General features: G+C 70.1%; 18 protein-coding genes. 12 read left to right on the plus strand and 6 right to left on the minus strand.

Annotated elements, in window-relative coordinates; genetic code table 11:
- Window positions 1–3: 3 nt before the first annotated feature.
- A complete protein-coding gene (locus EDF51_RS06565; protein WP_134194236.1) occupies window positions 4–1038 on the plus strand; it encodes an alpha/beta hydrolase in 1035 nt (344 codons plus the stop codon).
- On the opposite strand, the gene EDF51_RS06570 is transcribed toward EDF51_RS06565, so the two are convergent.
- The 3 genes from EDF51_RS06570 to otnK are packed head-to-tail and all read right to left on the minus strand — an operon-like array spanning window position 1028 to window position 3733.
- The gene (locus tag EDF51_RS06570; RefSeq protein ID WP_134194238.1) at window positions 1028–1840 is read right to left on the minus strand and encodes a DeoR/GlpR family DNA-binding transcription regulator; all 813 of its coding nucleotides are present in this window, start codon (window positions 1838–1840) and stop codon (window positions 1028–1030) included. The two genes, EDF51_RS06565 and EDF51_RS06570, sit on opposite strands and share 11 nt — an antisense overlap.
- 4 nt (window positions 1841–1844) lie before the next feature.
- Window positions 1845–2516, minus strand: a complete 672-nt coding sequence (locus EDF51_RS06575) for a class II aldolase/adducin family protein (protein WP_235035866.1) — start codon at window positions 2514–2516, stop codon at window positions 1845–1847.
- A complete protein-coding gene (otnK, locus tag EDF51_RS06580; RefSeq protein WP_134194242.1) occupies window positions 2513–3733 on the minus strand; it encodes a 3-oxo-tetronate kinase in 1221 nt (406 codons plus the stop codon). The genes EDF51_RS06575 and otnK overlap by 4 nt, the downstream gene beginning before the upstream one ends.
- Before the next feature lie 175 nt (window positions 3734–3908).
- On the opposite strand from otnK, the gene EDF51_RS06585 reads away from it, so the two are divergent.
- The 6 genes from EDF51_RS06585 to EDF51_RS06610 all read left to right on the plus strand — a co-directional run bounded on the left by EDF51_RS06585 (window position 3909) and on the right by EDF51_RS06610 (window position 11188).
- The gene (locus tag EDF51_RS06585; RefSeq protein WP_134194244.1) at window positions 3909–5222 is read left to right on the plus strand and encodes a homoserine dehydrogenase; all 1314 of its coding nucleotides are present in this window, start codon (window positions 3909–3911) and stop codon (window positions 5220–5222) included.
- Window positions 5219–6562, plus strand: a complete 1344-nt coding sequence (locus tag EDF51_RS06590) for a gluconate:H+ symporter (RefSeq protein ID WP_132100913.1) — start codon at window positions 5219–5221, stop codon at window positions 6560–6562. Before EDF51_RS06585 ends, EDF51_RS06590 begins: the two co-directional genes overlap by 4 nt.
- Before the next feature lie 107 nt (window positions 6563–6669).
- Window positions 6670–7962 (plus strand): MFS transporter, encoded by a 1293-nt coding sequence (locus tag EDF51_RS06595; RefSeq protein WP_134194246.1) that lies wholly within the window; start codon window positions 6670–6672, stop codon window positions 7960–7962.
- A complete protein-coding gene (locus tag EDF51_RS06600; protein WP_134194248.1) occupies window positions 7955–8893 on the plus strand; it encodes an amidohydrolase family protein in 939 nt (312 codons plus the stop codon). The genes EDF51_RS06595 and EDF51_RS06600 overlap by 8 nt, the downstream gene beginning before the upstream one ends.
- Window positions 8894–8905: 12 nt before the next feature.
- Window positions 8906–9850 carry an amidohydrolase family protein gene (locus EDF51_RS06605; RefSeq protein ID WP_134194250.1) on the plus strand — a complete coding sequence of 315 codons (945 nt, stop codon included), beginning with the start codon at window positions 8906–8908 and terminating at the stop codon, window positions 9848–9850.
- A gap of 24 nt (window positions 9851–9874) precedes the next feature.
- The gene (locus EDF51_RS06610) at window positions 9875–11188 is read left to right on the plus strand and encodes an MFS transporter (RefSeq protein ID WP_134194252.1); all 1314 of its coding nucleotides are present in this window, start codon (window positions 9875–9877) and stop codon (window positions 11186–11188) included.
- A gap of 9 nt (window positions 11189–11197) precedes the next feature.
- On the opposite strand, the gene EDF51_RS06615 is transcribed toward EDF51_RS06610, so the two are convergent.
- On the minus strand, window positions 11198–11845 hold the full coding sequence (locus tag EDF51_RS06615; protein WP_208321823.1) for a hypothetical protein: 648 nt from the start codon (window positions 11843–11845) through the stop codon (window positions 11198–11200).
- Window positions 11842–12303 (minus strand): hypothetical protein, encoded by a 462-nt coding sequence (locus EDF51_RS06620; protein ID WP_243837083.1) that lies wholly within the window; start codon window positions 12301–12303, stop codon window positions 11842–11844. The genes EDF51_RS06615 and EDF51_RS06620 overlap by 4 nt, the downstream gene beginning before the upstream one ends.
- A gap of 275 nt (window positions 12304–12578) precedes the next feature.
- Between EDF51_RS06620 and EDF51_RS06625 the strand changes: the two genes are divergently transcribed.
- From EDF51_RS06625 to EDF51_RS06635, 3 genes are all read left to right on the plus strand, one after another.
- Window positions 12579–13172, plus strand: coding sequence for a TetR/AcrR family transcriptional regulator (locus EDF51_RS06625; protein ID WP_235035868.1), 594 nt, complete (start codon window positions 12579–12581; stop codon window positions 13170–13172).
- 97 nt (window positions 13173–13269) lie between these two features.
- On the plus strand, window positions 13270–14118 hold the full coding sequence (locus EDF51_RS06630) for an HAD-IIB family hydrolase (RefSeq protein ID WP_134194254.1): 849 nt from the start codon (window positions 13270–13272) through the stop codon (window positions 14116–14118).
- Window positions 14115–15329: a glycosyl transferase gene (locus EDF51_RS06635; RefSeq protein ID WP_134194256.1), complete on the plus strand. Its 1215-nt coding sequence runs from the start codon at window positions 14115–14117 to the stop codon at window positions 15327–15329. Before EDF51_RS06630 ends, EDF51_RS06635 begins: the two co-directional genes overlap by 4 nt.
- A gap of 88 nt (window positions 15330–15417) precedes the next feature.
- Here EDF51_RS06635 and EDF51_RS06640 read toward each other — a convergent pair whose 3' ends face one another.
- Window positions 15418–16455, minus strand: coding sequence for an LLM class flavin-dependent oxidoreductase (locus EDF51_RS06640; protein WP_134194258.1), 1038 nt, complete (start codon window positions 16453–16455; stop codon window positions 15418–15420).
- A 57-nt stretch (window positions 16456–16512) separates the two neighbouring features.
- Here EDF51_RS06640 and EDF51_RS06645 point away from each other — a divergent pair, with 57 nt between their 5' ends.
- The gene (locus tag EDF51_RS06645) at window positions 16513–17376 is read left to right on the plus strand and encodes an SMP-30/gluconolactonase/LRE family protein (protein ID WP_166673501.1); all 864 of its coding nucleotides are present in this window, start codon (window positions 16513–16515) and stop codon (window positions 17374–17376) included.
- Window positions 17377–17540: 164 nt separating this feature from the next.
- Window positions 17541–18542 carry an SPFH domain-containing protein gene (locus EDF51_RS06650; protein WP_165901188.1) on the plus strand — a complete coding sequence of 334 codons (1002 nt, stop codon included), beginning with the start codon at window positions 17541–17543 and terminating at the stop codon, window positions 18540–18542.
- Window positions 18543–18547: the final 5 nt, after the last annotated feature.

Genomic DNA, 18547 nt, shown 5'->3' on the forward strand with positions numbered 1-18547 from the left:
CCCGTGTCCGACACCATCGTCCGCCCGCCGTTCGACCCCGAACTCGCGACCTTTCTGACGGCGCTCGAGGCCCGCGGTCCGTTCACCCTCACCGCGGAGAGGCTGCCCCGTATGCGGCAGCTCGACGTGCCCGAGGACGTCCTCGACGAACGCCTGCGTTCCCGCGGATACCAACGGCGGAACGTCACCGTGCCGGGGCACCTCGGTGACCCCATCGACCTCGCGATCATCGACCGTGTCGAGCGCACCGGTGCGACCGGTGCGACTGCGGCCGTCTACTCGATCCACGGCGGGGGCATGATGTTCGGCCACCACCTCGGGAACCTCGACTCGTTCGACGACTGGCTGCTCGACCACGACGTGGTCCTCGTCAGCGTCGACTACCGCCTCGCACCCGAGTACCCCGATCCGTACCCGGTGGAGGACTGCTACGCCGGTCTCGTCTGGGTGGCGGCGCACGCGGACGAGCTCGGCATCGACCCGGCACGGATCGTCATCGCGGGCCAGAGCGCCGGCGGCGGACTCGCCGTGGGGACAGCCCTGCTCGCCCGTGACCGGCAGGGTCCCGACCTGATGGCAGAGATCCTCGTCTCACCCATGCTCGACGACCGTGACGACACCGTCTCGACCCGGCAGATCGACGGCGTCGGGGTCGCCGACCGCCAGATGAACCGATTCGCGTGGGACGCGTACCTCGGACCGCGCCGTGCCACGGCTGACGTCTCCGAGTACGCCGCTCCGGCTCGTGCTGCAGACCTGTCCGCGCTGCCGAAGACCTACATCGACTGCGGCAGTGCTGAGGTCTTCCGCGACGAGGACGTCGCCTTCGCGAGCCGCCTCTGGGCAGCGGGGGTCGACGCGGAGCTCCACGTCTGGCCCGGTGCCTTCCACGGGTTCACGAGCATGATGCCCGATGCCGCGATCTCGAGGACCGCGACCGCGGCTCTTGCGGACTGGACCCGCCGACTGCTCGGTGATCCTTCGCGGGACGACGGAGGCCGACACCCCCAGATGGGCCTCGATGGAGTCAGCGGCTGACGGTGACGCGTTCGACGGAGGTTCCGCCACCACCGTCGGCCTCGATGGACGCGGCATCGCGGAGCGGGAGGCCGTCGTCGGTGATGATCGTCGACAACTCGTCGAGTCCGAGGACCCGGTACCGGCCGAACGTGCCGTACTTCGAACTCGTCGCGACGAGCACGGTGGAACCGGCTGCGCGCGCCGCCGCCTTCTTCGGCTCGACCTTCGACTCGGACGGGATGGTGATCCCGCGACGGAGGTCCCACGAGCTGGTGCTCAGGAACGCGATGTCGATCGAGAGCTCTGCGAGCACGATCGAGGGGAGCCGTCCGACGGTGGACTGGTTCTGCTTGTCGAGGCGTCCGCCGACGACGATGACCTCGATCGTGGGGTGGTCGAGGTACGACGACGCGATGACGAGGTCGTTCGTCACGACGGTCAGGTCGTGCAGGTGGTCGAGGTAGGGCCGCATCGCCTGGATGGTCGTCCCGGCGTCGAGGTAGACCGTCATGGACTCGTGGACGAGCCGCGCGGCCCTGGCAGCGATCGCGTCCTTCTCGCGGACCTCGGTCGTGGACTTCTCGACCCGTGGCGGCTCGCTCGCGACCCGTGCGACGCTCTTCGCGCCGCCCTGGGTCGCGATGACCCGGCCCTGTTCCTCGAGTTCGGCGATGTCCCGCCGGATGGTCATGTGGCTGACCCCGAGGAGACCGGCGAGCTGGCGGTAGCTCAGGACGGAGTCCTGCCGCAGGTGGCGCACGATCAGGTCGCGCCGCTGCTCGGGGATGAGCGGCGGTTCGGACGTCTGCGGCTCGCTCACACGGTCACTGTAGCGATCGTCGGGTCCACGGCGTGCCGTACCGGTCGGCGAGCTCGATCGCGTCGTCCTCGGACAACAGTCGTCGGTCGTGTCCCGCGGTCAGGACACTGATGCGGCACGCCTCTTCGAGCTCGATGGCGGCTTCGAGGGCGTCGGCCGTGTCCGTCCCGCTGACGACCTGGCCGTGGTTGGCGAGCAGGACGGCCCTGGAGGGTGTCGGCTCGTCGCGGATGAGCGCGCCGATCTCCGGGTGGCCGGGAGCCCGGTAAGGGATGAGTGGCGTCTGCCCCACACGCATGACGAAGTACGGGGTGATCGGTGGGATCGCGCTCGTCGCGGACCACGGCGCGAGGCAGGACGCAGCGACGGAGAACGGCGAGTGCACGTGCACGCATGCGCCGTGCGTCGGGTTCCGGGCGTACATGGCGAGGTGCATGGCGACCTCCTTCGACGGCCGCGGCCCGTGCACGTGGGTGCCGTCGAGGGTGAGCTCGGCGATGCCGTCGGGGCGGAGGTCGCTCAGGTCGGTGCCGGTACCGGTCATCGCGACCCGTCCGTCGCGGAGGACGCTGATGTTGCCGGTGCTGCCGGGGCTCAGGCCGGCCGCCGCGAGGCGCTTGCCGGTGTCGGCCAGGGCAACGGTGACGTCGGCGAGCCAGGGGTCGGTGGTGTTCACGCGAGGGCCTCCCATGCGGTGACGAACATGTCCGGCGACCCGAAGTTCCCGGACTTCAGTGCGATGGCGATGCGGCGTCCCGATGCGGTGACCCCTTCTGCCCAGCACACACCGGGGGCGATCGGTGCACCGATCACGAGCCGCTGGATCCCGAGCCGCGAGACCACCGCGCCGGACGTCTCCCCGCCGGCGACGATGCACTGTGCGAAGCCGTCGGCGATCGCACGGTCGACGATCTGGGAGAGTGCGTGCTCGATCCGGGTCGAGCTGTCGGCGTCCGCGGAGACGTCGGACGGAACGCCGACGCTGTAGACGACGGGTGCGCTGTCCGCGGGTTGCGCTCGGAGCCAGGCCCCGGCCTCCTGGATGACCGCTGGTGCATCGACGGCGAGCCGGGCGACGTCGAGCTGGTGCGTGGGGGAGTCGGCCGCGACGGCGGAAGCAATCTGCTCGCGGGTGCGCGCCGACGCGCTGCCGCAGACGACGAGGCGGCGGCCGACGGGCGCGGTGAAGGCGGCGGTGGCGTCCGCACTGCCCGGTGCGACGCCGAGGGCGAGCCCGGAGCCGCCGGACCGGAGGACGTCTCCCTCGGTGGCCGCGGCGATCGTGACGAGGTCGTCGTCGTCGACCGCGTCGACGACGACGTACGGATCTGCGGACGCGTCGAGTGCTGTCCGGACTGCCTCCGGCCCGGCCTGCACCGTCGTGAGAAGGACCTCGCCGACGGTGTGCCGGGTCTGCGGGCGGAGGATGTCGGCCACGCGTGACTTCGTCATCGGGGTGAGCGGGTGGTGCCGCATCGAGGAGTGCTCGAGCAGGTCGGACCAGACGAAGAGGTGTCCCTGGAAGGTGGTGCGGCCGTTGTCGGGGAACGCGGGGACGACGACGCAGCGTGCAGCACCGGTGCGTTCGACGAGTGCGTCGAGGACCGGTCCGATGTTGCCGCGATCGGTCGAGTCGAACGTGGAGCAGTACTTGAGGAAGAACTTCGTGTGGCCGGCTGCCGCGAGACGGTCGTGCGCGGCGAGCGATTGGGCGACGGCGACGTCGATCGGCGCCGTCCGGGTCTTCAGCGCCACGACGGAGACGTCCGTTCCGGGGTCTGCGCGCGCGTCGGGTGCCGTGAGGACCTCGGTCCGGTAGCCCCGGGCGGCGTACGCGGTCGCGATGTCGGTCGCTCCGGTGAAGTCGTCGGCGATGACGCCCATCGTGGCCATGTCGTTCCCTCCTGACGATGCCCGCCGCTCTCCGGCGCGCGTCCTCCAATGAGAATACACGTGAATCCGTGTGAAAGAAGTTGAACAACTGTGACAAGCGGTGTTACGGTGGCGATCGCCCGGTGGTCACCTGACCCGGTCATCGGGCACCTGATCAACGAGGAGACGAGGAACGATGGCGATCCAGCAGCCCAGTGGCACGCAGATCCGAGTCGCGCTGACCGGCGCGCGCGGGGGCTACGGACGGACCCTCCTGGCGCAGCTGCGGAACGTGGCGGACATGACGCCGACGGTCCTCGTCGACCCGGACGGGGCAGGGGTCGAGTCGATGCTCGCCGACCTCGGCATCAGCGACGCCACCGTCGTGCCGGACCTGGCGGGGATCGACTGGAGCGCGATCGACGTGCTCGTCGAGGCCACCGGCCGTGTCGCAGCCGGCGTCACCTACGCCGAAGCCGCCATCGCGCACGGCGTGCACGTCGTCATGGTGAGCAAGGAAGTCGAGACCGTCGCCGGCGTCACGCTCGCCGCCACGGCCGCCGCGGCCGGCGTCCGCTACCTGCCCGGCGACGGGGACCAGCCGGCCAACCTCATCCGCCTCGTCACCTGGATCGAACGGGTCGGGCTCGACATCGTCGCGCTCGGCAAGTCGGGGGAGTACGACCTCGTGTTCGACCCGGCCGCCGGCACCGTGACCCAGGTCGACGAGACCATCCCCGCGCCGGGCATGGCCGACCTGCTCGCCCTCGGGGACGACCTGCACGCCACACTCGCCGCGCGCGCCGACCTGGTCGCTCCGCTCAAGCGCCGTGCTGCGGCCGACCACTGCGAGATGACGGTCGTCGCTCAGTACACCGGGTACACCGCCGACCGCGAGGACCTGCACTACCCCGTCGTCCGCACCGCCGAGCTCGCCGACGTGTACGCGGCCCGTGCCGACGGCGGGATCATCGACCGTCCGGGCAGCCTCGACGTCTTCTCGATGCTCCGCCTGCCCGACGAGGCGAGCTTCGGCGGAGGTGTCTTCGTCGTCGTCCGCACCGGCGACCCGGAGACCTGGAGCCTGCTCGCCGGCAAGGGGCACGTCGTGAGCCGGGACGGCCGCTACGCCTGCGTGTTCTGGCCGTACCACCTGATGGGCGTCGAGACGCCGCTCACCATCGCAGCCGCAGCCTCGGGCACCGCGACCATCCCGGTGCCGCGCCAGAGTTCCGTGCTGGCCGGGCGGACCGCCGAGCCACTGACGGCCGGCGCGGCCTTCCAGGTGGCTGGGCACCACCACGAGGTCGCGGGCATCGACCCCGTCCTGCTGTCCGATGACGACGCGCCCGCGGGGACCGCGCCGTTCTACCTGCTCGGCGGTGCACGGCTCGTCCGCGACGTGCCCGCCGGTCACCTGCTGACGTTCGACGACCTCACCGGGGTCGACGAGATCGGGCAGCGCATGTTCGAGGAAGCCCGTGCGGCAGGTTCGCGAGCTGCGCTGTGAGCGCACCGGAACTCCACCTCGTCTTCGCCGCCGTCGCGATCGTCCTGCTCGTCATCGGCATCGCGAAGTTCAAGCTCAACCCGTTCCTCGCGCTCCTCATCGGTGCGCTGCTGCTCGGGTTCGCGAGCGGACTCGGCGTCGAGAACACCGTCGGCACGTTCGAGCAGGGATTCGGCGACACGCTCTCCGACACCGCTCCGGTGATCGGACTCGGGTCGCTCCTCGGCGCGATCCTCACCAGCACGGGTGGGGCGAACCGGATCGCGGACGCCTTCATCGGCAACCGCAAGGTCGCGCTCATCCCGATCTCGATCGCCGTCGCTGCGCTCGTCATCGGCCTGCCGAACATCTTCGACGTCAGCTTCGTCATGCTCGTGCCGCTTGCCTACGCCCTCGCACGCCGTTCCGGCACACACCTGTTGTTCGTCGGGATGCCCCTCGCCGCCGGCCTGTACACCGCACACGGCCTGCTCCCACCGCACCCCTCACCCACCGCCGCGGTCGCCGCCTACGACGCGAGCTTCGGACTGACCCTGGCACTCGGCTTGGTCGTCGCGATCCCGACGGTCATCCTCTGCGGGCCAGTGCTCACCCGGGTCGCCTCGCGCTGGTTCGGACCGGCACCCGACCTCGATGCCGGTCCCGCTGCCGGGTCCCGTGAGCTGACGGAACTGCGCCCGCCGCTGTGGCTCGCCCTCGGCGTCGTGCTCCTCCCGCCGCTGCTGCTCGTGATCGGCGCGTTCGGCGTCGACGCCACGGCCGACGGCACCGTCTTGCACACCGTGTTGACGTTCTGCGACGACCCGGTCGTCGCGCTGCTCCTGGCCGTGGTCGTCGCGATGATCGGCCTCGGCCGGACTTCCGGATCGTCGATCGCGACGATGGGGAGCGTCGCCGGTTCGGGACTCAAGACAGTCGGACCGGTGCTGCTCATCATCGGAGCCGGCGGTGGACTCGCAGCGATGCTCGCCGAGACGGGCGTGAGCAAGGTCATCGTCGAGTACGCGCAGGGATGGCACGTGCCGGCACTCATCCTGGCCTGGGTGATCGCTGCCCTGCTGCGCATCGCGCTCGGGTCGGCGACCGTGGCCACCGTGACGGCAGCCGGGATCATCGCTCCGCTCGCTGCGGCCGACCCGTCGATCTCGCCTGAGCTGCTCGTGCTCGCCACGGCGTCGGGCTCGGTGATGCTCTCGCACGTCAACGACTCCGGGTTCTGGCTGTTCAAGGAGTACTTCCAGCTGTCCGTCAAGCAGACGTTCCGCACGTGGACGCTCATGCTCTCCCTCCAGTCGGTGATCGGCCTGGTCGGCGTGCTGCTGCTCTCCCTCGTCGTCTGACCCGACGCAGCCTGCGCTGCACCCGACGCGGCGCTCGCCGCCCCCGACGCGGCGCTCGCCGCACCCGACGCGGCGCTCGCCGCACCCACCCCGTGCAAAGGAGCATCATGACCGCGTCCACCCGCCTCGAGCCGGACAGCGATCCCAGCGTCGCCCGCCCGACCAGGATCCGCTGGGCGATCGTCGTCCTGCTGTTCGTCTTCTACACGATCAACAGCGTCGACCGCAGCGCGCTCAGCGTGGCCCTGCCCTTCATCGGGGACGACTTCCACATCTCCGGCACCGTGCAGGGGATCATCCTCAGCTCGTTCTTCTGGTCGTACTGCCTGCTCCAGATCCCCGGCGGTCTGACGGTCGACAAGTTCGGGCCGCGCACCGTGATCGGCATCGCCTCCGTCATCTGGGGTTCGTTCATGGCCCTCGCCGGGTTCGCCGCGAACGCCGTGATGCTCGTGCTCTTCCGCATCGGCCTCGGCGCGTTCGAGGCGCCGTTCATGCCGGCGGCATCGTCGCTCGTGTCGAAGTGGATGCCGCCGCGCAAGCGAGCAAGCGGCGTCACGTTGATCGATTCCGGTGCTCCGCTCGGCGCCGCGGTCGGCGGGTTGGTCGTGGCATGGCTGATCGGTACGACCGGTTCGTGGCGCGTCTCGTTCGTCATCATCGGCGTGTGCACGGTGCTGTTCGGCATCGGCGCGTGGTTGTACCTGCGGAACCGTCCCTCCGAGCACCGGTCGGTGAACGCCGCCGAGGTCGCCCTCATCGAACAGGCCGAAGACGAGCAGTCCGACCGCCCCGGGGTCAGCCGCGCGAACGTCGTCGCGATGGTGGTCGGACGTCTGGCGTGGGCGATGGTGTTCTGGGGCCTGGTCACGTGGGGGCCGAGCTACCTCTCCGCCGCCCGTGGACTCGACCTCTCCGCGCTCGGGTTCGCGACGTTCCTGATCTTCTCCTGCGGCGCGGTGGGCGAGATCCTGAGCGGCTTCCTCGCTGACCGTCTGCAGCGCCGGTTCCGCCGGAACGTGGCGTTCAAGATGCTGTTCGGCGGCTCGGGCGCACTCAGCCTGGTGGCGCTCGTCGCCCTGCCGTTCGTCACCGACACCGCCGTCGCCGTCGCGTTGCTGTGCATCGGCGTGTTCTTCAACCTGTTCGGCGGGCTCTACTGGACCATCCCGTCGATGCTCGCGAAGCCGAGCAACGTCGGCATCGTCGGCGGCGTGATGAACTTCGCCGGTACCGCCGCCGGCATCATCGTCCCGATCGCGGCCGGGGTGCTCCTCGACCTCACCGGCGGGTACACGGCAGTCCTCGTGTTCCTCGCGATGGCGGCAGCCGTCTACCTGGTCGGTTCGCTCTCGATCAACTTCACCGGCACCACGCGGACGGAGCCCGCTCGTGCCTGAGGCCGGGTACCGCGGCCCGGTCATCGACGCGCACCACCACCTGTGGCAGCTCGCCGACGACCGGTACCCGTGGCTGCGGCCCGGCGTCCTCGTCCCGCACCGCTACGGCGACTACTCGGCGATCAAGCACGACTACACCGCCGCCGACCTGCTCCGCGACACCGCTGGTCAGGGGGTCGTCGCGACCGTCTCGATGGAGGCCGAGTGGGACCCGGCCGACCCCGTCGGCGAGACCCGGTCCCTGGAACGGGTCGCCGCGACCACCGGCGTGCCCGGCGCGATGGCCGCGCAGGCGCGGCTGGACGTCGACGACGTCGCCGAGGTGCTCGCCGCACAGGCGTCGCACCCGTCCGTCCGCAGCATCCGGCACAAGCCAGGAGGCCCGGCTCGGCTCGAGCAGGTCGGGTCCGGTCGGACGCGCATGAGCGACCAGACCTGGCGCGCCGGCTACGCGCTGCTCGCCGACCACGGACTCCACTTCGAACTGCAGACTCCGTGGTGGAACCTCCACGAAGCGGCCGAGCTCGCCGTCGACCACCCCGAGACGCTGATCGTCGTGAACCACGCCGGCGTGCTCCTCGACCACGGCGCACGGACCATGCGTGGGTGGCGTGCAGCGCTCGCCGAGCTCGCGGACCTGCCGAACGTCGTCGTGAAGGCATCCGGACTGTGCACCGAGGCCGACGGCTGGGACCAGTTCGTGAACCGCGAAGTCGTCCTGACACTCGTCGGCCTCTACGGCGCCGAGCGGGTGATGTTCGGCAGCAACTTCCCCGTGGACGGCATGTTCACCACCTACGCGGCGATGCTCGACGGTTTCCGGGACATCCTCGCCGACCTCCCGGCGGCCGGGCAGCGCGCCGTGTTCCACGACACCGCTGCCCGTGTCTACCGACCGACCCGCATCCACCAGCCCGCCAGCGCTTCGTAGGGAGCACCGACCATGACCATCGCCAACGGCCACCGTCCGAGGATCCTCGACGCCCACCACCACTTCTGGGACCTGCAGAGCGAGGGGCACTGGCCCTGGATCCAGACGGATGTCAACGCCGACTTCTTCCTCGGCGACTACGCCGCGATGCGCCACACCTTCATGCCCGATGACTACCTCCGCGCGACCGCGGGATGGGACGTCATCGGCACGGTGCACTGCGAGGCCGAACGCTCCCGCACCGAGCAGGTCGAGGAATCGGCATGGCTCACCGCGCTCCACGAAACGGACCCGCGGTTCCCGATGGCGGCCGTCGGACACGTGTTCTTCACCCAGCCAGACCTCGACGACGTGCTCGCGGGGCACGCGGAACACCCCCTGGTCCGCGGCGTCCGGTCGAAGCCCGTGACCTCCGCGCACCCGGGTTCGACCGTGCGCGGGGTCCCCGGGTCCATGCAGGACCCAGCCTGGATCGCCGGTCTGCACCGACTGGCGGCGTACGACTTCAGCTGGGACCTCCGCGTGCCGTACCACCACCTCGCGGAAGCGGCCGACGTCGTCCAGGACATCCCGGACACCACCGTCGTGATCAACCACTGCGGCCTGCCCCTGGACCGCAGCGACGACGGACTCGCGATCTGGCGCCACGGCATGGAACGACTCGCCGCCCTGCCGAACACGGTCGTCAAGGTCTCCGAGCTCGGCCTGCCCGGGAACCGCTGGGACCGTCCGAGCAACGAAGCGGTGGTCCGCGAGACCCTCGCGGTCTTCGGTCACGACCGGTCGATGTTCGCCTCGAACCTGCCCGTCGCGACGCTCACGGCGCCCGACTTCGACGAGGTGATGGACACGATCCTCACCGGGGCCGCCGGGTCCACCCCGGACCAGCTCGACGCCCTCTTCCACGGCACCGCCGCTCGCGTCTACCGCATCCCGCTCGCCGACACCGTCGGCTGATCCGACACCGAACGAAGGAACCCGATGACCACCGTCAACGACGACGCACTCTTCCGGAAGGTGTCGACCCGCGTGCTCCCGCTCGCGATGATCGGCTTCTTCCTGTCCTACCTCGACCGCGTGAACATCGGATTCGCGCAGGAACAACTGAGCACCGACCTCGGCTTCTCCTACGCCGTCTACGGACTCGGCGCCGGCCTGTTCTTCGTCGGGTACTTCATCTTCGAGATCCCGTCCAACCTGATCCTCGCCAAGGTCGGTGCGCGGAAGTGGATCGCCCGGATCATGATCACGTGGGGCCTCATCTCCGGGTGCATGTTCCTCGTCGACTCCGAGACCACGTTCTACGTGCTGCGGTTCCTGCTCGGTGTCGCCGAGGCCGGCTTCATCCCCGGCGTGCTCTTCTACATGTCCCAGTGGTTCCCCGCCAGCCGTCGCGGCCGAGCATGGGGCATCTTCTACATCGCCCTCGCCGCCTCGGGGGTCGTCGGCGGGCCGGTGTCCGGCTTCATCCTCGACGGCATGCGCGACGTCGTGGGTCTCGACGGATGGCAGTGGCTCTTCATCATCGAGGCGATCCCGACGATCGTGTTGGGCTTCGTCGTCCTCCGGTACCTGCAGGAGGACCACCGCACCGTGCGCTGGTTGACCGAACCCGAACGCAGCCGGCTGGGCGCGCTCCTCGACGCCGAAGCCCCACCCGCCGGACACGCGAAGCTCCGGGAGGTCTTCCGGAGCCCGATGATCTGGATGCTCACCGGCATCTACTTCTCGTACAACTTCGCGCTCTACGGCATCAGCTTCTGGCTGCCGAACCTCATCCGTGACCTCGGGATCGACGGCGACGTCACGGTCGGTCTCGTGTCGGCACTCCCGAGCCTCGCCGCGATCGTGTCCATGGTGATCTTCGGCCGCAGCTCCGACCGACACGGCGAACGGAAGAAGCACATCGCAGCGGCCTTCGCGCTCAGCGCCGTCGGGTTCGTCATCTGCATCCTCGCCGGCGACCAGGCGGTGCTCGGGATCATCGGACTGATGCTCGCCAACGCCGGCGCCCTCTCGATCCCAGCCGTCTTCTGGAGCTTCCAGACGTCGATGCTCAGCGGCACCGCGCTCGCCGGTGGCATCGCGCTCATCAACTCCACGGGGAACCTGGCGGGGTTCGCGGCGCCGTACGCCATCGGCGCGGCGAAGGACGCCACGGACTCGGCGACGATCGCGCTGTGGATCACCGCGGGGTTCATGGTGCTCGGCGGTGTCCTGACGCTGACGGTGCGGACCGCGCGTGCGCATGCCGCAGCGCCTGGCCGGGTCGAGGCCCCCGACCTCGCCTCGTAGCGAGCTGCGTCACGGCGCGAGGAGCCACTGGCTCAGCGGGTGGACGAGGTACCGCAGTGAGGCTGCCTCCCACGCGGCGCCGATCACGAGGAGGGCGAGGGCGGGGACTGCGAGGGTGCCGAGCTGCTGGAGTCCACGTCGGTACCCGTCCCGATGACGCTCCGCCCCGGCAGCCCCGGGGCGGAGCCAGTACTTGCCGAGCAGGAACGAGCCCAGCAGCAGCAGGACGTACGCCTGCAGCTCGATGAGGAGCGTGACGGAGTGCGGGATCAGCGCCACCCAGCCTTCCCCGGTCGACGGCACGAGGGTGATCCCGGTCTGCACCGCCCAAGCGCCGAAGATCGCGAGCCCCGCGAACGGGACGACCAGTGACGGCAGGACGATCGTGAGCAGGCTGAGCCGGAGGACGTTGACGGCGAGGATCGTCAGCGCGAAGAGCGCCGGCGAGCTCACGAGTCGGGTGACGAGTCCGGCGGTGCCGTCGGCTTCCATCCCGGACATCCGGGCGTCGGTGAGTCCGGGGAACACGAGGCCGATCGCGAAGCCGAGCACGACCAGCCCGTACGCCGAGACGTTCAGGACGAGGTACGCGCGGGACTCCCGTCGGATGATCTCGCCCGAGCGTCGCACCGCGCTGCGGCCGACTGGCGGCGTCACGAGGCTGCTCCGCCGTCGAGCAGCCAGTGGTAGCGCAGCCGCGTCGCGCGCTCGACCGCTCCCAGGGCTGCCGCGAAGCCGAGCGCGACGTTGGCCCACGGGGTCAGGTGCACAGGCGACTCGAACGTGCCGACCGTGTCCGCGATCGGCGGGATCTCCGAGATCGGCTCGAGCACCTGCAGGACGTTGAGACCGACACCGACGAGCAGCACGACGACGGACACGGCTCCGATGATCCTGCTCGCCGCAGGGTGGTGCTGCGCGAACCGCAGACGGCGCCCTTCGGCCGAGCGAGGGTCGGGAGCGAGTTGCCGCTGGGTCCCGTCCTCGGCGACGAAGTGGCAGCGGCGCAGCCCCGACTCGCTGACACGGACCTCGATGTGCCCGCCGGCGACCGGGAAATCGTGCAGGGACCCGCGAGACGAGGGTGAGAGCGCCGTCGACGTAGAGGCGAGCACGTACGACACCGTCGGCCGCATCTCCGCCGTGGCGGATGTCGATCGTGTGGTGGGCCGGTACGCCGTTGCGCGTCAGGGTGATCGACATCAGTGACCGCCGTGTCATCTGCCACCAGTGGAAGGGCTTCAGGCTCGTTCCGTCGCCGGGTTTCGCCCGGCTGGTCCACCGTCGCGCTCTCCGGTTCGCATCCATCGACTCGCCCTCTCTAGTACAGTGTGACAACACATCGAGAAGCTAGCACACCGTGCTAGTCCTGTGGAGAGGATGGTGCAGCGTGGTCGACTCAACCGCTCCGGACACCCGGTCGAAGATCCTGATCGCTGCGGCGACGATGATCGGAGAGGACCCGACGGCTCGCCTGAGCGTGCGTGGGGTGGCTGCCCGCGCCGGCGTCAGCACGGGGTCGCTCCGGCACTTCTTCCCGACGCAGCGGGAGCTCATCGACACGGTCGTCGAAGGTCTCCAGACCCTCGACCTCCCGGAAGACCCGATCGCGGACCACTCCAAGGAGCCCGCCGAGCGACTCGAGGGGTGCCTGCACCTGCTCCTCGCGAGCATCGGGAGCGGTGCGTCCGCTCGGCAGAACTGGGCGGCGCTGCACGATGCCTACGTCGCCGTGCCGGTCGCCGGTGATGCCGAGCACACGTTCCTCGCGATGGAACGGCTCGCCGTCGATCGGGTCGAGCGGTGGCTGTCGGTGCTGCGGCAGGAGGGGGTCCTGCAGGACGGCAGTCCCGAGGAACACGCGCGGTTCCTGCTCACGGTCGTGAACGGCCTCGCACTCGAGCGTGCCCTTCCCGGGGCGCCTGCGCGGACCGCCTTCGAGCGGGCATCGCTGCGGTTGGCGGTCGCAGCCGTACTGCGCTGACGGCAAGTCGCCCCTGTTCACCAACCGGACTCCCACGCATGGCAGGGTGGTCCGGGGCACCGTCGCCCGCAGCCCACCAAGCCGCGAGCGGAGCACGATGCCACCACAGGACCTGATGGTCGTCACGGACCTCGACGGGACGTTCCTCGACCACCACGACTACTCGTTCGACGCTGCCCTGCCGACGCTCGAGCAGCTTCGCGCGGACGACGTGCCGGTGGTGTTCTGCAGCAGCAAGACCCGGGCCGAGATCACCGCCCTGCAGCAGCGGACCGGTCTGGACGGGCAGGCGTTCGTCGCGGAGAACGGCGCGATCGTAGTCGGACCCGACGGCAGCGCGATCACCGGCGCTGGCGCCGGCCCCGTGAACGCCGATCTCGACCGTCTCCGCACGGCCCTCGACCGCACCCGAGCGGACCTGGGCCTGCACTTCGCGACCTTCGGCGGCGAGACCGACGAGGTCGTCGCCGCCTGGACCGGCCTCGACCTCGATGCAGCCGGTGATGCCCGGCGGCGCGAAGCCTCCGAGGTCCTGCTCTGGCACGCCGAAGACGACGACCGCGCCGACGCGTTCCGTGAGGCGCTCGCCGCGGCCGGCCTCGACCTCGTGCGCGGCGGCCGCTTCTGGCACGTCCTGCCCGCAGGCCGCGACAAGGGGACCGCGGTCCACTTGCTCGTCGCCGACCACGAACGTCGCACCGGCACCGCTCCGCGCACCATCGGACTCGGCGACGGGCCTAACGACACCGCGCTGCTCGACGCCGTCGACCTGGCGGTCGTCGTCCACGGCCACGGCCCGGCGCCCGGTCCGCTCGCCGACGACCGACCCGAGCGCGTGTACCGCACGACGCACCCCGGCCCGCTCGGATGGAGCGAAGGCCTCGAACACCACCTCGGACACAACCGCGAACAGCACCGCGAACAGCACGTCAGGAGCCACCGATGAGCGACTTCCACCAGAACGGCGTCATCACGACGTTCCACGACCTCGGCCGCCGCAGCACCGCGAGCATCGAGGACGACCTGCGGGGCTTCGCCGAGAAGCGGCCGATGAGCCTGATCCTGCCGGCGCTGTACTCGGAGCTCGAACGCCCGGCGCTCGCACGGATCGTCGACGAGCTCGCCGAGGCCGACTGGCTCAGCGAGATCGTGATCGGGCTGGACCGTGCCGACCGCTCGCAGTTCGAGCACGCGCGGGAGTTCTTCGCGCGGCTGCCGCAGCGGCACCGCATCCTGTGGAACGACGGGCCGCGGCTGCGGGAACTCGACGCCGAGCTGGAGCGAGAGGGCCTGGCGCCGGGCGAGCCGGGCAAGGGCCGGAACGTCTGGTACTGCACGGGCTACGCGCTTGCATCGGAGCGTGCGGAGTGCATCGCCCTGCACGACTGCGACATCACCACGTACGAGCGGGGCATGCTCGCGCGGCTGTTCTACCCGGTCGCGAACCCGGCGTTCGACTACGAGTTCTCGAAGGGCTACTACGCCCGCGTCGCCGACGGCCGGATCAACGGGCGCGTCGGGCGGCTGCTCGTCGGTCCGCTGCTCCGGTCGCTCCGCCAGGTCTACGGCGAGTCCGAGTACCTGGAGTACCTCAGCAGCTTCCGCTACCCGCTGTCCGGCGAGTTCGCGATGCGCGCGCACGTGCTGAACGGGTTGAAGATCCCGGGGGACTGGGGCCTCGAGATCGGCATGCTGTCCGAGGTCTACCGCGACTACGCGACCCGGCAGGTGTGCCAGGTGGAGATCGCCGACGCGTACGACCACAAGCACCAGCCCCTCGCCGAGGCCGACGGCACCGGCGGACTCGCGCGGATGGGGAACGACATCGTGCAGTCGCTGCTCCGGAAGCTCGCGACGATGGGCTTCCCGCTCACCTCGGACTCGTTCCGGGTGCTCAAGGCGACGTACTACCGGAACGCCCTGGACATCGTCGAGGTCTACCGGCACGAAGCCGAGATGAGCGGGCTCGGCTTCGACCAGCACGCCGAAGAAGCGGCCGTGGAGCTCTTCACCAAGGCGATCCTCGACGCCGGCGGCGCCTTCAGCGCACGCCCGGACGACAAGCCGTTCATCCCGAGCTGGAGCCGGGTGCGCTCGGCGGTGCCGGACGTGCTCGAGCGGTTGCAGGATGCGGTGGAGGCGGACCAGCAGGACTGATCACGCGCCCTGGGCGCGACCCCGAGGCGGACGGGAGGCACGGCGAGAGCTGGCACAGTGCCTCCCGTCCGGCGGTCTGGCGCCGTTCTCAGGCCGCGGGTCGCGGCGCCCAGCCGAGTTGCGAACCCAGGTGCTCCGCGATGTCCGTGGTGATCTGCGCGTAGTCGTCCGGCTCGAACGAGAACGGCAGGGCGAAGGCGACCTCGGTGACCGCCTGGTAGCCGGCGTCGGCGCGCAACCGGTCCGCGATCTCAGCCGAGGTCCCCACGAGGTCGGCGGCGAAGAGCATCCCTGCGGGCCCCATCGGCACGCCGACGCGGCCCGAGCGGCTCTCGACGTAGGCGCGGTAGCGGGCCTCCTGCTCGCGGGTCGCCGTGTCGGTCGGGATCACGACCAGGCCCTGCGAGACCCGAGCGGTGCTGGGATCGGGGTGGGAGTCGAGGTAGGCGTCGATCTGCGCGCGCTGGTTGGCGGCGAAGTCCGTGCCGACCTCGCTGCGGGTGACGCTCGACGTGAGCAGGTGGAAACCGTTCTCGCCGGCCCAGACCGCCGACTTCGTGCTGCCGGTGCCGTACCAGATGCGGTCGGCGAGGCCGGTGCTGTGGGGTTGGACGGTGCTCGCGAACTCCTCGATCCCTCGGCGTTCGACGGCGCCGGTGCCGGTTCCGGCCACGGCGTCTCCGCGCACGAGGGCACGGAAGTGCAGGAGTCGGTCGTTGCCGAGGTCCTCGTGCTCGGCGGTGTCGGGGTAGATCGCGTCCTTGTAGAGGTCGAAGTTCATCGGGGTGCCGACCGAGAAGCCGGGGTTCAGCCGTCCGCCCAAGAGCACGTCGACGGTGCCGAGGTCCTCGGCGAGCCGGAAGGGGTTCTCGGCGCCGATCGGCGTGACGGCGGTGCCGAGTTCGATCCGCGAGGTCCGTTGCGACGCGGCGGCCATCACGGCGACGGGGGAGGAGATGCCGTGCTGCAGGTGCCGGTGGCGCAGCCACGCGCTGTCGAAGCCGAGCGCTTCGGCGCGTTCGATGACCCGGAGCGTGTCCTCGTGACCCTCGGACGGTCGGGCGGGGTCGAACGACCCGATCGTCAGGAAGCCGAGCCGTTCCAGGGGAGTTCCGTCGAGGGGCATGCCTCGATCGTGCCAGACCACCGGGTGGCGCGGGGGTCCGGCTGGCAGGGTGGACCGGTGCACATCACTCTGGACTCCGCGACCGACGTCGTCACCGACATCCGCTTCCCCGAGGGCAACCGCTGGCACGACGGGCGGCTCTGGTACTCGGACATGCACACCGGCGAGGTCTTCTCGATGGACCCGACCTCGACCGCGGCTCCGCGTCTCGAGACCACGGTCGAGGGCCAGTCGTCGGGGCTCGGGTGGCTCGCTGACGGGCGACTGATCGTCAGCTCGATGGAGTCCCGCACGGTCGTCGCCGTCGACAATCGTGGCCAGACGTCGGTGTTCGCCGACCTGTCCGGCGAGGAGTCGTCGCTCCTGAACGACCTCGTCGTCGACGAGGCGACCGGCCGGACCTACATCGGGGCCTTCGGCTACGACCTGTACGGCGACGAGGAGCTCCGCCCCGGTCCGCTGTACGTGATCGAGCAGGACGGCTCGTTCCGCCTCGCCGCCGAGGGGCTGGTGTTCCCGAACAGCGCGAACGTCTTGCCCGGCACCCGCACCCTCGTGGTGAGCGAGACGTGGGGCGGCCGGCTCACCGCGTTCGACATCGAGCCCGACGGGTCGCTGACCGGCCGACGCGAGTGGGCAGCGCTTCCCGGTGGCGTCACGCCGGACGGCAGCACGGTCGACCGCGACGGCGCCGTCTGGGTCTGCTCCGTCGACACGGGGGAGTTCCTCCGGGTCCTCGAGGGCGGCGAGGTCACGGACCGGATCGACGCGCCGGGGCTGTGCGCGATCGACTGCGCGCTCGGGGGCGAGGACGGCCGCACGCTGTACCTGGCGACGGCGGACAGCTACGACCCGGCGACGACGGCGCAGACCCGTGCGGGGCGGATCAGCGCGGTGCGCGTGGCCGTGCCGGGTTGGTGACCGGAGGCCTGGCTGCCCGCTGATCGCGGTGGGAGCCCGCTCGGTGCGAGGTTGACCGCATGGTGCGAGGCATCAGGGCCGCACCATGCGTGCAACCTCGCACCAGGCTGTTCGGGCCTCCGAATACGGCAGACTGCACGGACAACCATCCAGGAGTGTTCGTCATGTTCGTTGCCGCCATCGTCTTCCTCGTCATCGCGCTCGTCGCGCTCCCGTTCCGGAAACGGACCTACACCACCGCGGAGCGACCGGCCACCCCCGGTCGCGAGGCCCGGCCAGCCGTTCCCACCCGCCGCCCGAACCGCATCGCCACGTGGACAGCAGCCGGAGCCGGCCTGGTCTTCGTCGGCTTGGCACTCGGGAGCACCCTGTACGCGCAGGACACGGGCGAGTCGAAAGTGCAGGTGGACATCTCCGGCAACATCGTCGGGCAGACCACGGACTCCGGGTTCCACTTCAAAGCGCCGTGGGCCACGCTCCACACGTTCAACATCCGGAACCAGACCGTCACCTACATCAACGCGGTGAACGGCTCCGACTCCGACAACAACGGGAACGTGCGATCCGGCCCCTACGTCACCGTCCAGGACCAGGACGGCGTCTCGTCGAACGTCAGCCTGAACCTGCAGTACAGCATCGACGCCAAGTCGGTCACCGACATCTACCGGTCCTACAAGACCGAGGAGAACTTCAAGACGCAGTTCATCGGCAACTCGGTGCGCAGCGTCGTCCGGCAGGTCCCGAACGACTTCACCACCATCGAGCTGATCACCAAGCGCGGCACGGTGGAGAAGTCGATGATCCAGGCCCTCGAGACCCGGTGGAAGGGGTCCGGCGTGCACGTCGACAACTTCGCACTGCAGGAGATCACCCCGCCGAAGTCCGTCACCGAGGCCTACGCCACGGCCCAGCAGGCACAGATCCAGGTCACGAAGGAGCGCGCGCTGCTCGACGCGAAGAAGGTGCAGGCGCAGCAGCAGGTCGCCGAGGCGCAGGGGCAGGCGGACGCGAACGAGGTCCTCAACGAGCACCCGCTCTCGGCGGCGGCGCTCAAGCAGCGTGAGATCGAGGCCCTCAAGAGCGCCGGCGACAACGGCTCGCTCATCGTCGTGCCGCAGGGCACCGACAACATCCTCAGCCTGCCCGGTACCGGGGCGTCGAAGTGAGCGGA

The sequence above is a fragment of the Curtobacterium sp. PhB25 genome (genome assembly GCF_004365375.1).
Taxonomy (GTDB): Bacteria; Actinomycetota; Actinomycetes; order Actinomycetales; family Microbacteriaceae; genus Curtobacterium.

What these genes read in the sequence shown, in the direction of transcription:
- otnK (WP_134194242.1), bottom strand. Translation starts at nt 3,733, where the DNA reads ATGGCCACGATGGGCGTCATCGCCGACGACTTCACCGGAGCGACCGAC.
- EDF51_RS06585 (WP_134194244.1), top strand. Translation starts at nt 3,909, where the DNA reads ATGGCGATCCAGCAGCCCAGTGGCACGCAGATCCGAGTCGCGCTGACC.
- EDF51_RS06595 (WP_134194246.1), top strand. Translation starts at nt 6,670, where the DNA reads ATGACCGCGTCCACCCGCCTCGAGCCGGACAGCGATCCCAGCGTCGCC.
- EDF51_RS06605 (WP_134194250.1), top strand. Translation starts at nt 8,906, where the DNA reads ATGACCATCGCCAACGGCCACCGTCCGAGGATCCTCGACGCCCACCAC.
- EDF51_RS06610 (WP_134194252.1), top strand. Translation starts at nt 9,875, where the DNA reads ATGACCACCGTCAACGACGACGCACTCTTCCGGAAGGTGTCGACCCGC.
- EDF51_RS06630 (WP_134194254.1), top strand. Translation starts at nt 13,270, where the DNA reads ATGCCACCACAGGACCTGATGGTCGTCACGGACCTCGACGGGACGTTC.
- EDF51_RS06635 (WP_134194256.1), top strand. Translation starts at nt 14,115, where the DNA reads ATGAGCGACTTCCACCAGAACGGCGTCATCACGACGTTCCACGACCTC.
- EDF51_RS06640 (WP_134194258.1), bottom strand. Translation starts at nt 16,455, where the DNA reads ATGCCCCTCGACGGAACTCCCCTGGAACGGCTCGGCTTCCTGACGATC.
- EDF51_RS06650 (WP_165901188.1), top strand. Translation starts at nt 17,541, where the DNA reads ATGTTCGTTGCCGCCATCGTCTTCCTCGTCATCGCGCTCGTCGCGCTC.